This window comes from Micromonospora sp. CNB394 (assembly GCF_000374985.1).
Lineage (GTDB): Bacteria > Actinomycetota > Actinomycetes > Mycobacteriales > Micromonosporaceae > Micromonospora > Micromonospora marina.
Genome location: NZ_KB895848.1, coordinates 50,451 through 64,120 on the forward strand (window position 1 = coordinate 50,451; position 13,670 = coordinate 64,120).

The window sequence follows — 13,670 nt, forward strand, 5'->3', positions numbered from 1 at the left end:
CCCGCCGGTCAGCTCATCAGGCCGGTCAGGAAGTCGCCGAGCCCCTGGGCGATGGCCATCAGCGCGCCGCCGATGCCCTTGAACATCTGCGCCGCCCCGTCCGGCCGGAACGCCATGAAGTAGATCAGGAACGCGAGGAATCCCCAGGCGAGGATCTTCTTGATCACTACCGGCATGGTGTCCCTCCCCAGGGCGCGCTGAGGTGCCTGGGCTTCCCGCCGGGCAGCGCCGCAAACAGCGCCGCAGGTGAGGGCTAAAGGTAGAGACCGGTGGAGCCGGCCGCGGTGGTCTCCACCCGCTCGGCCGCCACGGCGTGCACGTCGCGCTCGCGCAGCAGCACGTACGCCCGTCCGTGCAACTCGACCTCGGAGCGGTCGTCCGGGTCGAACAGCACCCGGTCACCGGCCACGACCGCGCGGACGTTCGGCCCGACGCCGACCGCCGTGGCCCAGGCCAGCCGCTTGCCCACGGCGGCCGTCGCGGGTATCACGATGCCGGCGGTGGAGCGGCGTTCCCCCTCCGCACCCTCGGTACGCACCAGCACGCGGTCGTGCAGCAGGCGGATCGGCAGGCCGGCGTCGAGACTCTGGTCGGCGGTCACGCGAAGACGCTACCGCGTGGTCGCGGATCGATCCCGGTGTGGTTGGTGAGAGCGCCGGGAGGGCAATGTGTGGCCGAGTCGCCCTAGGGTGGGGCGTACGGACGTATCCTGTGCCCCCTGCGACCTGGTGGGGCTGAATTTGCCGGAGGTGCGCTTGAGCCGCTTCGAGCGGATGCGCGGGCGGCTCCGCCGCGCGTACGAGTCGGGCCGGGAGACGGCCCGGACCCGGCGGGCCGCCGCGGAGGTGGAGGACGCGGGCGTGGCCTCGCCCGCCGCGCCGGGGCCGCCCGCCGCGCCGGGGCCGCCCGCCGCGCCGGAGGCGACGGTCGCGGGTGCCGCGTCACCGGCGGCGTTGCACTCCTCGACCGTGAGCCGGGACGACACGGAGGTGCCGCACGCGCTGCGCATCGCCGCCGCGTGGTGCTGGCGCCTGATCGTGATCGGCATCGTGACCTGGGCCCTGATCAAGATCGTCGGCACGATCAGCATCGTGATCATCCCACTGACCGTCGCGCTGCTGCTCTCCGCGCTGCTCGCCCCAGCGGTCGGCTGGCTGCTGCGGGCCCGGCTGCCCCGCTCGCTGGCGACCGCCGTGGTGCTGGTCGGCGGCCTGGCCGCCGTCGTCGGCACGCTCACGCTCGTGGTGAACGAGTTCATCAAGGGCGTACCGGAGCTGAGCGAGAAGTCCTCCGAGGGCGTCCGGCAGATCCAGGACTGGTTCAAGACCGGGCCGCTGCACCTGTCCGACAGCCAGCTCGACCGCTACATCGACGAGGCGCAGAACTGGATCAACGGCAACACCGAGCGGTTCACCAGCGGTGCGATAAGCACCGCCGCCACGCTCGCCGAGGTGCTCACCGGCACGGTCCTGGTGCTGTTCGCCACGTTCTTCTTCCTCCGCGACGGCAACGTGATCTGGCGGTTCATCGTCCGGCTGCTGCCGGTCGCGGCGCGGTGGAAGGTCGACGACGCCGGGCGCGCGTCCTGGGCGACGCTCGGCGCCTACGTGCGTGCCACAGTGCTGGTCGCGTTCATCGACGCCGTCGGCATCGGCATCTTCCTGGTGGCGTTCGACATCCCGTTCGCGTTCCCGCTGGCCGCGCTGGTCTTCCTCGGCGCGTTCATCCCGATCGTCGGCGCGTTCCTGTCCGGCGTGGTCGCCGTGCTGGTGGCGCTGGTCGACAGCGGCCCCGGCATCGCCCTGGTCATCCTGGCCGCGGTGGTCGGCGTGCAGCAGATCGAGGGACACGTGCTCCAGCCGCTGATCATGGGCAGGGCGGTGGCCATCCACCCGCTCGCCGTGATCATCGGCATCGCCGCCGGAGTGGTGCTCGCCGGCATCGCCGGCGCGCTGGTCGCGGTGCCGCTGATCGCCGTACTCAACACCGCGGTGCGCCGCCTCGCCGCGCGAGCCGTGCCGGACACCCCACCGGACGCGGTGGTGGTCGCCTCCCAGGCGCCCTGAACCGGCACGACCCGCCGACGCCCGCGTCACCCCTCCGGGGAGGCGCGGGCGTCAGCTCCTGGCGAGCCGTTCCAGCGCGCCCCGGGCCACCTCCGGGCGGGTGGTGTACCAGAACGGCGGCAGCGAGCGCCGCAGGAACGGGCCGTACCCGCGCGCCGTCTCCAGCCGCGAGTCGAGCACCGCCACCACGCCCCGGTCGCCGGTGGCCCGGATCAGCCGGCCGACGCCCTGGGCCAGCCGGACCGCCGCGATCGGCACGCTCACCGCCGCGAAACCCGAGCCGCCACCGGCGTCCACCGCCGCCGCCCGCGCCGCGGCGAGCGGCTCGTCCGGCCGGGGGAACGGCAACCTGTCGATCACCACGAGCTGGCAGGCGTCGCCCGGCACGTCCACCCCCTGCCAGAGCGACATCACCCCGAACAGGCAGCTCTCCCGCACCTCGCGGAACCGGCGCACCAGCAGCGGCAGCGCCTCCTCGCCCTGGAGCAGCACCGGCAGGTCGGTCCGCGCGCGGACCAGCTCCGCCGCCTGCTGCGCGGCCCGTCGCGACGAGAAGAGCCCGAGGGTACGACCACCGAGCGCCTCGACCAGCGCCAGCAGTTCCTCACCCGCCGGTCCGGGCAGCCCGGAGACGCTGGGGCGGGGCAGGTGCGCTGCCACGTACAGGATGCCCTGCCGGGCGTAGTCGAACGGCGAGCCGACGTCGAGCGAACTCCAGCCCGGCCCCTCGGTCGCCGGGACGGTGCCGATCGACGCCCGGCTGCCCTCGGTGGCGGCCACCGGCGGCGCGACCGGGGAACGGCCCGCGGCGGCAGCGGTGGCGAGCGCGGCGGCGGCCGGGGACGGCGGGGCGGGCGGCGGCGCGTCCAACCCCAGCGCCCGGGCCACCGTGTCGAAGCGCCCGCCCAACGCCAGCGTCGCCGAGGTGGCGACCACAGTGCGCTCGTCGTACAGGTGGGTGGCGAGCGTGCCCGCCACCGACAGCGGCGCGACGACGAGCGCCCGGCGACTGCCGTTGTCCGGCTTCTCGAGCCACGCGACGTCGTGGTCGGCCTCCTCCAGCAGCCGCTGGGCGGTGGCGGACAACTCGTCCAGCACCGCCTTGGCCTGCTGCTTGCGTACCGGATCGGGGTCGTCGGACTTCACGTCGCCGATCGCCTCCAGCGCGGCCCGGGTCGCCGAGTCCAGGAGCGTGCACGCCTCGCGCAGCGCGGGCGGCAGACCGGCGGTGAGCCGCCCGGCGGGCGCCTCGGCCAGCCCCACCGCCAGCGCGTCACCGGCCTCGGTGAGTCGCTCGGCCAGGTCCGGGCGCAGCAGCGGCCGGGCCCGCCGGGTGGACCTGTCGATCAGCTCCGGCACCAGCTCGGCCTGGGCGGCCGAGGAGACCCGGTCGGCCAGCTCGTGCGCCTCGTCCACCACGAGCAGCTTGTGCGGCGGCACGATATGCCGCCCGGCGAGCATGTCGACGGCGAGCAGGCTGTGGTTGGTGACCACGATGTCGGCCTCGCGGGCCCGGGCCCGGGACGCCTCCGCGAAGCACTCCTGCCCGAACGGGCAGCGGCTCGCGCCGACGCACTCCCGGGCCGGCATGGACACGCTGCGCCACACCTGGTCGTCCACGCCCGGGTCCAGCTCGTCCCGGTCGCCGGTGGCCGTCTCCTCCGCCCAGTCGCGCAGCCGCTGCACCTGCTTGCCCAGGCGGCCCGCCTCGCCGAGCCACTTGGTGCCCCCGCCACCGGACCGCGGCGCGTCGAACAGGGCGTCGTCGGGCTCGTCCTCGACCGAGCTGTCCAGCCGGGCCAGGCAGAGGTAGTGGTGACGCCCCTTCAGCACGGCGAAGGTGGGACGGCGGCGCAGCACCGGCTCGACCGCGTCGGCCAGCCGGGGCAGGTCGTGCTCGACGAGCTGGGACTGCAACGCCAGCGTGGCGGTGGAGACCACCACCGGGCCGTCCACGGTCAGCGCCGGGGCGAGGTAGGCCAGGGACTTGCCGGTGCCGGTGCCGGCCTGCACCAGAAGATGCTCGCCGGAGGCGATGCTGCGCTCGATCGCCTCGGCCATCTGCTGCTGACCCGGCCGGGCCGCGCCGCCCGGAACCGCGCCCACAGCGGCGGTCAGCAGCTCCCCCGCACCGGCGCGGCCACTGCGGCGCTTCTTCGGGACGGCCGGGCCGGTGGCGGTACGGGACGGGGTCACCGTGCGACCGTACCCGCCGGCACCGACCGTGGTCCGGCCGCTCCGGCGGCGTGGCGGGACGGCGGGTCGCGTCCGGTTACCTCCCGATCGCGTGGCGTGGCCGGAATCGGTTAGGGTGCCAGGCATGCCGAGCGACGTGGTCCGCGTGATCTACCGCAAGTACGACGGCAGCGCCCACCGCGACTACCCGGCCCGCCGGCTCGCCGAGGACGACCTCGGCGTCTGGCTCGGCGTGCCCGCCGGCACCGAGTCCGTCTACCACGGCCGCCCGTCGGTCGAGCAGATCCCGTTCGTCCTGCTGGTGCCGCACCACGGGTGGTGGACCGGCATGTTCAACCCGCCGCCGCGCACCAGCGAGGTCTACTGCGACATCGCCACCCCGGCCCGCTGGGAGGGGGAGGACACCGTCCACCTGGTCGACCTCGACCTGGACGTGGTGCGCCGCCGCGAGACCGGCCTGGTCGAGCTGCGCGACGAGGACGAGTTCGCCGTGCACCGGGCCCGCTGGGGCTACCCGGACGACGTGGTCACCGAGGCCGAGGCCGCGTCCCGCTGGCTGCTCGGCGCGCTCGGCGACGGCACCGAACCGTTCGCCACGTCGTACCGGAAGTGGCTGGCGCTGGTGGTCTGAGCCGGCTCACCAGCGCGGCGGCCAGACGGCGTCTGGCCCCAGCGGCGGCAGGTCGCTCACCTTGTCCGGGTTGAGCTGGTTGAACACGCCGGTGACCCGCCCCTCGTGGACCGCGAACGAGGTGACCATCCGGATAATCCGCCCGTCCCGGTGGAGGAACTCCGACTGCCATCCCAGCGTCCCGTCCACCAGCACCTGCCGGCCGCGCAGGCCACCCCGCTGCCGGGCCTGGCCGTACAGCGCGAGGAGCAGGCGGCCGACCGAGTCGGTGCCGACCACCGGCCGGGTTCCGGCCGGGAAGTGACCGCCGGCGTCGCCGATCGACACGACGCCCGGGGCGAGTACGCGGACCAACTGCTCCAGCTCGCCGGACTCCACCGCCGCGGCGAACGCGGCGAGCACCCGCCGCTGCTCGGCGAGGTCGGCGCTGTGCCGGGGCGCGTCCGGCCCGTGCACCGCCCGGCGGGCCCGGGAGGCCAGCTGACGCGCCGCCTCCGGCGTCACCGCGAGCACGTCCGCCACGTCGGAGAACGGCACCGCGAACACGTCGTGCAGGACGAACGCCACCCGCTGCTCCGGCGTCAGCCGTTCCAGCACCACCAGCAGCGCGGTGCCGAGCTGGTCGGCCCGCACCGCCCGCTCGGCCGGGTCGGGCGCGAACCCGTCCGCCGCCGGCACCGCTGTCACCACCGGTTCGGGGAGCCACTGACCGGGGTACGCCTCCCGGCGCACCCGGGCGGAGCGGAGCACGTCGAGGCAGATCCGGGAGCAGGTGGTGACGAGCCAGCCGCGCAGATCGCGCACGCGGGCGCGCTGCTCGGGGTCGCTCAGCGCGCCGGAGAAGCGCAGCCAGGTCTCCTGCACCGCGTCCTCGGCCTCGCTGCGGCTACCAAGCATCCGCTGCGCCACAGCCAGGAGACGCCCTCGTGCCGCCTCGAACTCCCCCGCAAGCTCGTCCACCCCCTCATTCTCCCGCCCCACCCCTCACCACGGCACCCCACCCATCCTCGTTGATCTTGCACTTGCCGCCCCGGCAAACGGTGCTTTCCGGGCGTACCGGGGGCCGCAATCGCAAGATCGGCGGGACGAGGCGGGCGGGGAACGGCTCCGGGGGTGAGGATCGGGGGATGAGTGAGGTGGTGCGGCCCGTCGGTGGGCCTATGCGGGAACTGCTGCGAGTGGCGCCGGGGCCGGTGGACCTGGAGGCGATCGACCCCCGGTCGACGCCGGGGCTGCCGGTGGCGGCCGGTTACGGTCCGGCGCGCAAGGACTGGGCGCGGACCCAGGTCGAGCTGATGGGTGCGGAACTCGGGCGGCAGCAGGAGATGCTGTACGCCGCGGCGCAGGGCGCCGCCGGGCCGGGCAGCGCCACCAGCGCGCCGGCCCAGGCGGACGCCGGGCTGGGCGGCGACCGTCCGCGGCGGGTGCTGCTGGTGCTCCAGGCGATGGACTGCGGCGGCAAGGACGGCACGGTCAAGCGGGTGGCGGGCGCGATGAACCCGCTCGGGCTGCACATCCGCTCGTTCGGGCCGCCGACCGAGGAGGAGTTGCGGCACGACTTCCTCTGGCGGGTACGCCGGGCGCTGCCGCCACCCGGGTACGTGGGCGTGTTCAACCGCTCGCACTACGAGGACGTGCTCATCGCCCGGGTGGAAGGGCTGGTCGACGAGGCGACCTGGCGGTCCCGGTACGCGGTCATCAACGACTTCGAGCGGGAACTGGCCGAGCAGGCGGTCACAGTGGTGAAGGTCATGCTGCACATCTCGCACGCCGAGCAGGGCGAGCGGCTGATGGAGCGGCTCACCGACCCGACGAAGTTCTGGAAGTACAACCCGAGCGATCTGGACACCCGGGCCCGTTGGGGCGCGTACCAGGCCGCGTACGCCGAGGCTCTGGAGCGTTGCGGCACTGATGCCGCGCCGTGGTTCGTGGTGCCGGCGGACCGCAAGTGGTACCGCGACTGGGCGGTCGCCCACCTGCTGCGGGAGACGTTCGACGGGTTGCATCTGGGGTATCCGCCTGCCGATTTCGACATCGAACGGGAGCGTGACCGGTTACGGAGCCAGCGTCGTTCATGATCAGGTGAACGGAAGGTAAACGAGGGGTGAATGGGGTCTGATCGGGGGTGGGCCGATCGACAGTGGCTTCGGCGCGGTCCCTAGCATGCGCAGAGCAGACGCCCCCGGGGGCGACGGCCACCCTTCCACCGACACGACGAGGTCCGTGCTGTGAAGTTTTCCTTCCGTCCCACCGAGGGCGCCTTCTACGAGCTCTTCACCAGGGCCGCGCAGAACCTCGTGAAGGGGACCGACCTGCTCAACGAGCTGGGACTGCCCGGTGCCGACGTCCAGTCGATCAGCGAGCGGCTGACCGACATCGAGCACGACAGCGACCAGATCACGCACGAGCTGTACAAGAAGATCAACTCCACGTTCATCACGCCGTTCGACCGGGCGGACATCTACCGGCTGGGCTCGCTGCTCGACGACGTGATGGACCACCTGGAGGCGGTCGGCAACCTGCTCTACCTGTACGGCCTCACCAAGCTGCCGGCGCTTCCGCGCGAGCTGCACGAGCTGGTCAACGTGCTCGACCAGCAGGCCAAGCTCACCGCCGAGGCGATGCCCCGGCTGAAGTCGATGAAGGATCTCGAGGACTACTGGATCGAGTGCAACCGGCTCGAGAACGACGGCGACCAGGCGTACCGGATGCTGCTGGTCCGCCTCTTCTCCGGTGAGTACGACGCGCTCACGGTGCTGAAGATGAAGGAGGTGGCCGACGAGCTGGAGGCCGCCTGCGACGCCTTCGAGCACGTCGCCAACACCGTCGAGACCATCGCGGTCAAGGAGTCCTGATCCCGTGAGTCCCGAACTCATCGCCGTGCTGGCGGTGATCGTGGTCGCCATGGCCTTCGACTACACGAACGGCTTCCATGACGCGGCGAACGCGATCGCCACCAGCATCTCGACCCGGGCACTGACCCCCCGGATCGCGCTCGCGCTGGCCGCCGTCGGCAACTTCGTCGGCGCGCACTTCGGTGCCGGCGTCGCCAAAACGGTCGGCGACGGCCTGGTCACGTTGCCGACCGGAGTGGAGAGTCTCGGCGTGGTCTTCGCCGGTGTGCTCGGCGCGATCATCTGGAACCTGATCACCTGGTACTTCGGCCTGCCCTCGTCCTCCTCGCACGCCCTCTTCGGTGGCCTGGTCGGCGCGACCCTGTTCGCCGCCGACGGCATCGTCCAGTGGGGCACCATCATCGAGAAGGTCCTCATCCCGATGGTGCTGTCGCCGGTGGTCGGCCTGGTGCTCGGCTTCCTGGTGATGCTGGGGATCATGTGGCTGTTCCGGAAGGGGCAGCCCGGCAAACTCAACCGCGGCTTCCGCTGGGCGCAGACCGCGTCCGCCGCCGCCATGTCGGTCGGCCACGGCATGCAGGACGCCGCCAAGACCATGGGCATCATCGTGCTGGCGCTCTACACCGGCGGCTTCCAGGAGAGCAAGACCCACATCCCGGGCTGGGTCTTCTGGACCTCCGCCGCGATGCTGGCCGCCGGCACGTACGCGGGCGGCTGGCGGATCATCCGTACGCTCGGCCGGAAGATCATCGACCTTGGCCCGGCGGAGGGCTTCGCGGCCGAGACCGTCGCCAGCGCGGTGCTCTACTTCAACGCGCTGGTGCTGAAGGCGCCGATCTCCACCACGCACACGATCACCTCGGCGATCATGGGTGTGGGCGCGACGAAACGGCTCTCCGCGGTGCGCTGGAACGTGGCGGGCAACATCGTGATCGCCTGGATCATCACGTTCCCGGCCGCCGCCGCGATCGCCTGTTTCTCGTACCTGCTGGTCCGGCCCCTGTTCTGAGTGCGCTGACGCGTGAGGGGTTCCCCGCAGTGGCGGGGAACCCCTCACGCGTAGGAGACGCCGATCCGGGCCTTGATGTCGTCGATGAGGCCCATCACCTCGAGCGTGGCGGCGTGCGGCACCAGCGGGCTCTCGGTCAGCCCGGCCGCCAGGCAGCGCTGCACCTCGATCGCCTCGTACTGGTAGCCGCCGCCGGTCAGGTCCGCCGGGATCGTCTCCGGTTCGGCGCCGGCCCGGTGCAGCACCACGTGCGCGGGCCGGAAGAACAGCTCGGGCAGGTCGATCCGGCCGGTCGTACCGGTGATCGACGCGGTGATCGCCGTCGCGCCGACCATGCCGCAACTGAGCGTCGCCACCGCGCCGGAGTCCCAGCCGAGCACCATGCCGGTGTTCTCGTCCACCGCCTCCGGGGTCAGCTTGGCCCACGCCTGCACGTGCTGCGGCGCGCCGAGCACCAGGTGGGCCAGACTCAGCGGGTACACGCCGAGGTCCAGCAGCGCACCGCCGCCGAGCGTGCGGGCCCGCATCCGGTGCTCCGGCGGGAACGGGCCGGCCACGCCGAAGTCCGCCCGTACGTGCGTCACCTCACCGATCGCGCCGTCCCCGATCAGCTCCAGCACGCGCAGGATCAGCGGGTTCGTCCGCATCCACATGGCCTCCATGAGGAACAGGCCCCGGGTGCGGGCCGTCTCCACCAGTTCGGTCGTGGTCGGCAGGTCCAGCGTGCACGGCTTCTCCACCAGCACGGCCTTGCCGCCGGCCAGGCACGCCAGCGCCGCCTCGTGGTGCGCGGCGTGCGGCGTGGCCACGTAGATCGCGTCCAGGTCCGGGTCCGCGGCCAGTTCCGCCCACGAGGCGTACGCCCGCGGCACGTCGTGCCGGCGCGCGAACAGCTCGGCGCTCTCCCGGGTACGCGAGCCGACCGCGACCAGTTCGGCGTCCGGCACCAGCCGCAGATCCTCGGCGAAGCGGGCAGCGATGTTTCCGGTGGCCAGGATTCCCCAACGCGTCATGCCCGGCACGCTATCCCCTGCTGCTGTGCGACCGGCAGGGAGATCCACCCGTCGGGACGGCTCAACGGCGGGCGGCGGCGCGGGCGGCCCCCTCCTCGCGGGTCTCGTGCTCGCTCGCCCACATGTCGGTGCCGTCCGGATCCGGCTCGTCCCAGCGGGGCAGGTGTTCCGGGAACGGCCTCCCGAACACCTCACCGAAGTACCGGGCCTCCCCGAACGACAGGTGCTTGACCAGGCCGAGCAGGTTGGTGCCGGACGCGGTCAGGGGACGGCGCACGTCGTACTCGGACAGCCCGTCGAGCTTCCACAGCATCGCCTCGCGAATCTGGCGCAGGTCGTTGTGCAGGTACTCCTTCGCAGAATCGTCGATCACGGTCACGACCCTGCCAGGCGCGGCCGGTCGCCGCAGCCCCGTGCCGTGCGCCGCCGGGCCGTCCGGCGGTGCACGAGTGGTGCGGGAAGAGGGCCTGCCGCTTCTGTCGCTGAGCCCTCGGACAGTGGCACTCGACGTCCGGGCACCGGCGCACACGGAGCGTACAGATTGCTCAGCGTGACGGCGGTTGTCTGCCTACTCGTTAGGACTGGGTGTTCATAAGGTATTTATAGGACAAGACCTCGGCCTGCTCCCGGGTCGGTGACGGTCGTCTCGGCCCCTTTGCTCTGCAGCCTTCTGCGCACCGCTCGCGGAGGGTCACCGCTGCGGATCCGGCTGCAGAGCAAAGGCGACGGAGGAGCGTCCCCCGGCCGAGCGAGAAACTACGGAAAGTGATCGGTTGCCCCCTTGTGGAGCGCGGGCCGCGTGGGCCGGCGAGCACGACCGGACTGCCCACCGCGTCAGGCCCGGCACGCCATCCCCTCGTGCTCCCGGACCGACGGGGCGATCCACCCGCCGGGACGTCAGGCGTTCGCGTGCCCGCCGATCGACGCCGTCGAGCCACTGACGTGCGACCGGGTGGCCGATGCGGTATGCCGGTATCCCGTCCGGTTCTCGAGATCCGTCAAACGACGAGCGTTGCCGCGATCGGGCGGGGACGCCATCGGGCGGGGACGCCATCGGGCGGCGGGGCGGCGTCGCGCGTTACGGCACTAGGCTCGGCGCATGACGATCGACGGCTTCGCCGCACCCCCCGCCCTGGTGGAGCACGCCCGCCGATTCCGGGCCGAGGGCGCCGTCCCGGCCGTGCCCCGGGTCGCCGCCACCGTGCTGCTGCTCCGCCCGGCCGGCGACGGGTTCGAGGTCTACATGATCCGCCGGGTGGCGGCGATGACGTTCGGCGGCATGTACGCCTTCCCCGGCGGCGGGGTGGACCGCTCCGACTCGGAGGCGCATCTCGGCTGGGCCGGCCCCGACCCGGCGGCGTGGGGGGAGCGGCTCCGGCTCGACCCGGCCGCCGCGCAGGCGGTGGTGTGCGCCGCCGCCCGCGAGGTCTTCGAGGAGGCGGGCGTGCTGCTCGCCGGGCCGGACCCCGACACGGTCGTCGGCGACGTGAGCGGCGACGACTGGGAGGCGGCCCGGCAGGACCTGGAGGGACGGCGGGCCGGCTTCGCGGACCTGCTGGCCGGTCGGGGCCTGACGCTCCGGTCCGACCTGCTGCTGCCCTGGAGCCGCTGGATCACCCCGGAGTTCGAGCCGCGCCGCTTCGACACGTACTTCTTCATCGCCCTGCTGCCCGAGGGGCAGCGGACCCGGGACGTCTCCGGCGAGGCCGACCACACGCTGTGGCTGCGCCCGGCGGACGCCCTGGCCCGCGCGGAGGCCGGCGAGCTGACCATGCTGCCGCCGACCATGGTCACGCTCGCCGAGGTCGCCGCCACCGGCGACCTCGCCGGGGTGGCCCGCGCAGCGGCGGAACGAGACCCGGGTACGCCGATCATGCCGTACATCGAGGGACTGGACGGCGCCGAGCCCAGCTTCCGCCTGCGCTGATCGCCGGCGCCGGCGCTGACCGGCCGACACGAAAGGTAGGAAGGCCCGGTTGACGGAGTCGGCGGGCCCTCAGCCGAGCTGGTAGCTGACGTGCGCGCACCAGCGCGCGAAGCCGAGCCGCTCGTAGAGGGCGACAGCGGCGGTGTTGCTCTCGTCCACGTAGAGCATCACCCGGTCCAGCCCGCGCTCGTCGCGCAGGTGGGTCAGGCCGGCGGCGGTGAGCACCCGGCCGAGTCCGCCCCGGTGCGCGGACGGGCCGACGCCCAGCACGTAGACCTCGCCGATGCGGGCCGACCCCGGCCGCTCGTGCACCTTGGTCCAGTGGAAGCCGAGCAGCCGCCCGGTGGTGGAGTCGACGGCGAGCAGGAAGCCGGCCGGATCGAACCACGGCTCCGCGATGCGGACGCGCAGGTCGTCGAGCGTCCACCTGCCCTGCTCGGGGTGCTGGGCGAAGGCCGCGTTGTTCACCGCCAGCCAGGGCTCGTCGTCCTCGCCCGGACGGAACGCGCGCAGCGTCACACCGTCCGGCACGACCGGCGCCGGCATCTCGGCGGTCAGCGGACGGCGCATCTGGAAGAGCACCCGTGCCCGGGAGAAGCCCAGGTCGACGGCCAGCGCGGCGGCCGACGGGTGGTCGCCGTGCGCCCAGGCGCGCAGCGGTCCGGCCGCGGCGGCCACCACTCCTCGGGCCAGCGCCCGGCCGGAACCCCGCCGCCGGTACGCGGGATGCACCACCATCTCCACGCCGACGCCCGCGGCCGGGGCGGTGGTGTCGAGGTGCGCGTACCCGGTGAGGGTGCCGTCAATGGTCCGGGCGGTGAGGTGCACGGCGGGCGCCTCGGGGTCGCGCAGCCGCAGCAGTACGTGCTCGTCGAGCGGGTCGGCGCCGTCGGCGTCACCGGCGGTGCGGGCCAGCGCCAGCACCTCGGCGACCTCGTCCGGCGTCAGCCGGTCCGCCCGGTCGATCCCGTCGGGGGCGGGACCACTCGTCGGCTCGGTGCTGCTCATCCGAGTCACGGTAGCGGCAGGCGGGCCACGGTTCGCGCCGGACGACGACGGCGCTCGGTGGCGCTCGTCACGGACTGCCGACCGGCAGCGGTGCCAGCTCGAACCGGAACACCAGTTCGGGCAGGAGTCGCTGCAACGCGCTGACGGTGCCGGACCGGTCCCCGCCCGCGTCGTGCATGAGCACGATCGCGCCGGGGCCCACCTGCGAGCGGACCAGTGCCTCGATGGCGGTGGCGCCCGGCGCCTTCCAGTCCGACGGGTCCACGTTCCAGTGCAGCGGGGTGAGATCCAGGTCGGCGCAGGCCGACATGACCGAGGGCGTCCAGGCCCCGCCGGGCTGGCGGTAGTACTCGATCCGCGCGTCGGGCGCGGCGGCCAGGATCGCGTCGCTGGTGCGCAGCAGGTCGGCCCGGATCATCGCCGGTGATCGCTTGCCCAGTCTGACGTCATGGTTCCAGGAGTGGTTGCACAGCGTGTGGCCCTCGGCCACGATCGACCGGACCAGATCGGGGTTGGCCTGGACGTTCTCGCCGACGACGCAGAACGTCGCCTTCACGCCGTACTGGGCCAGCAGCGCGAGCACCTGCGGGGTCCAGCGGGGATCGGGACCGTCGTCGAAGGTCAGCGCGACCCCGGCCGAACCGGTGGTGACCAGGGCGCCGTACGGGCCGTCGCCACCGGGCTCCACCGGGGCGGCGTCCGGCGCTGCGTCGGGGATCGGGCGGGCGCTGGCCGTGCCGTCCGGGAAGTCGGTGCTGGGTGGCTGGTCGCCGTAACGCGTTCCGGTGAGCGGGGTGGCGACCCCGGCGGCCGACGGATGCGGGTCGGGCACCAGGCTGCGGCCCAGCGCGAAGGCCGATCCGAGCAGGCCGGCGAGCACCACTGTCACGAGTCCGGCGGCGCGCAACGTCGGGCCCCGCATCAGCGGTACCGCCCGTTCGTCGCCCCCGTGTCCACCGCGCACC

At 73.2% G+C, this 13,670-nt stretch carries 13 protein-coding genes and 1 pseudogene; 6 read left to right on the forward strand and 8 right to left on the reverse strand.

The genetic code is table 11. From position 1 onward, the window contains the following. Positions 1-8 precede the first annotated feature (8 nt). Together C569_RS33810 and C569_RS0122345 are read right to left on the reverse strand one after the other, a co-directional pair. Entirely contained in the window at positions 9-176 is a 168-nt protein-coding gene (locus tag C569_RS33810) for a hypothetical protein (protein ID WP_018787977.1), read from the reverse strand. 77 nt (positions 177-253) lie between these two features. Continuing rightward, positions 254-601 carry a co-chaperone GroES gene (locus C569_RS0122345; protein ID WP_018787978.1) on the reverse strand — a complete coding sequence of 116 codons (348 nt, stop codon included), beginning with the start codon at positions 599-601 and terminating at the stop codon, positions 254-256. Positions 602-755: 154 nt separating this feature from the next. Here C569_RS0122345 and C569_RS0122350 point away from each other — a divergent pair, with 154 nt between their 5' ends. After that, on the forward strand, positions 756-2,066 hold the full coding sequence (locus tag C569_RS0122350) for an AI-2E family transporter (RefSeq protein ID WP_036346579.1): 1,311 nt from the start codon (positions 756-758) through the stop codon (positions 2,064-2,066). A 51-nt stretch (positions 2,067-2,117) separates the two neighbouring features. On the opposite strand, the gene C569_RS0122355 is transcribed toward C569_RS0122350, so the two are convergent. Beyond that, positions 2,118-4,262: an ATP-dependent DNA helicase gene (locus C569_RS0122355; RefSeq protein WP_018787980.1), complete on the reverse strand. Its 2,145-nt coding sequence runs from the start codon at positions 4,260-4,262 to the stop codon at positions 2,118-2,120. A 124-nt stretch (positions 4,263-4,386) separates the two neighbouring features. Between C569_RS0122355 and C569_RS0122360 the strand changes: the two genes are divergently transcribed. After that, a complete protein-coding gene (locus C569_RS0122360) occupies positions 4,387-4,893 on the forward strand; it encodes a DUF402 domain-containing protein (RefSeq protein ID WP_018787981.1) in 507 nt (168 codons plus the stop codon). A 6-nt stretch (positions 4,894-4,899) separates the two neighbouring features. On the opposite strand, the gene sigJ is transcribed toward C569_RS0122360, so the two are convergent. Further along, positions 4,900-5,853 (reverse strand): RNA polymerase sigma factor SigJ, encoded by a 954-nt coding sequence (sigJ, locus tag C569_RS0122365; RefSeq protein WP_026268506.1) that lies wholly within the window; start codon positions 5,851-5,853, stop codon positions 4,900-4,902. A gap of 167 nt (positions 5,854-6,020) precedes the next feature. Between sigJ and C569_RS0122370 the strand changes: the two genes are divergently transcribed. The 3 genes from C569_RS0122370 to C569_RS0122380 all read left to right on the forward strand — a co-directional run bounded on the left by C569_RS0122370 (position 6,021) and on the right by C569_RS0122380 (position 8,757). After that, on the forward strand, positions 6,021-6,971 hold the full coding sequence (locus tag C569_RS0122370) for a PPK2 family polyphosphate kinase (RefSeq protein WP_026268507.1): 951 nt from the start codon (positions 6,021-6,023) through the stop codon (positions 6,969-6,971). 150 nt (positions 6,972-7,121) lie between these two features. Continuing rightward, the gene (locus tag C569_RS0122375) at positions 7,122-7,748 is read left to right on the forward strand and encodes a DUF47 domain-containing protein (protein ID WP_018787984.1); all 627 of its coding nucleotides are present in this window, start codon (positions 7,122-7,124) and stop codon (positions 7,746-7,748) included. Between the two features lie 4 nt (positions 7,749-7,752). Then, complete coding sequence (locus C569_RS0122380) at positions 7,753-8,757, forward strand: inorganic phosphate transporter (RefSeq protein WP_018787985.1); 1,005 nt, start codon at positions 7,753-7,755, stop codon at positions 8,755-8,757. Between the two features lie 44 nt (positions 8,758-8,801). On the opposite strand, the gene C569_RS0122385 is transcribed toward C569_RS0122380, so the two are convergent. Both C569_RS0122385 and C569_RS30785 read right to left on the reverse strand, forming a co-directional pair. Then, positions 8,802-9,770 (reverse strand): Gfo/Idh/MocA family protein, encoded by a 969-nt coding sequence (locus tag C569_RS0122385; RefSeq protein ID WP_018787986.1) that lies wholly within the window; start codon positions 9,768-9,770, stop codon positions 8,802-8,804. Positions 9,771-9,861: 91 nt separating this feature from the next. Then, positions 9,862-10,143, reverse strand: a pseudogene (locus tag C569_RS30785) (DUF664 domain-containing protein); the annotation flags it as partial. A gap of 726 nt (positions 10,144-10,869) precedes the next feature. Between C569_RS30785 and C569_RS0122395 the strand changes: the two are divergent. Continuing rightward, on the forward strand, positions 10,870-11,697 hold the full coding sequence (locus C569_RS0122395; RefSeq protein ID WP_018787988.1) for an NUDIX domain-containing protein: 828 nt from the start codon (positions 10,870-10,872) through the stop codon (positions 11,695-11,697). Between the two features lie 69 nt (positions 11,698-11,766). Here C569_RS0122395 and mshD read toward each other — a convergent pair whose 3' ends face one another. Then, positions 11,767-12,705 carry a mycothiol synthase gene (gene mshD, locus C569_RS0122400; RefSeq protein WP_018787989.1) on the reverse strand — a complete coding sequence of 313 codons (939 nt, stop codon included), beginning with the start codon at positions 12,703-12,705 and terminating at the stop codon, positions 11,767-11,769. A 67-nt stretch (positions 12,706-12,772) separates the two neighbouring features. Next, positions 12,773-13,627: a polysaccharide deacetylase family protein gene (locus C569_RS0122405; RefSeq protein WP_026268508.1), complete on the reverse strand. Its 855-nt coding sequence runs from the start codon at positions 13,625-13,627 to the stop codon at positions 12,773-12,775. Positions 13,628-13,670: the final 43 nt, after the last annotated feature.

Excerpts from the sequence above, each read along its gene's own strand:
- C569_RS33810 (WP_018787977.1), bottom strand. The coding sequence starts at position 176 with ATGCCGGTAGTGATCAAGAAGATCCTCGCCTGGGGATTCCTCGCGTTC.
- C569_RS0122360 (WP_018787981.1), top strand. The coding sequence starts at position 4,387 with ATGCCGAGCGACGTGGTCCGCGTGATCTACCGCAAGTACGACGGCAGC.
- C569_RS0122370 (WP_026268507.1), top strand. The coding sequence starts at position 6,021 with ATGAGTGAGGTGGTGCGGCCCGTCGGTGGGCCTATGCGGGAACTGCTG.
- C569_RS0122385 (WP_018787986.1), bottom strand. The coding sequence starts at position 9,770 with ATGACGCGTTGGGGAATCCTGGCCACCGGAAACATCGCTGCCCGCTTC.
- C569_RS0122395 (WP_018787988.1), top strand. The coding sequence starts at position 10,870 with ATGACGATCGACGGCTTCGCCGCACCCCCCGCCCTGGTGGAGCACGCC.
- mshD (WP_018787989.1), bottom strand. The coding sequence starts at position 12,705 with ATGAGCAGCACCGAGCCGACGAGTGGTCCCGCCCCCGACGGGATCGAC.
- C569_RS0122405 (WP_026268508.1), bottom strand. The coding sequence starts at position 13,627 with ATGCGGGGCCCGACGTTGCGCGCCGCCGGACTCGTGACAGTGGTGCTC.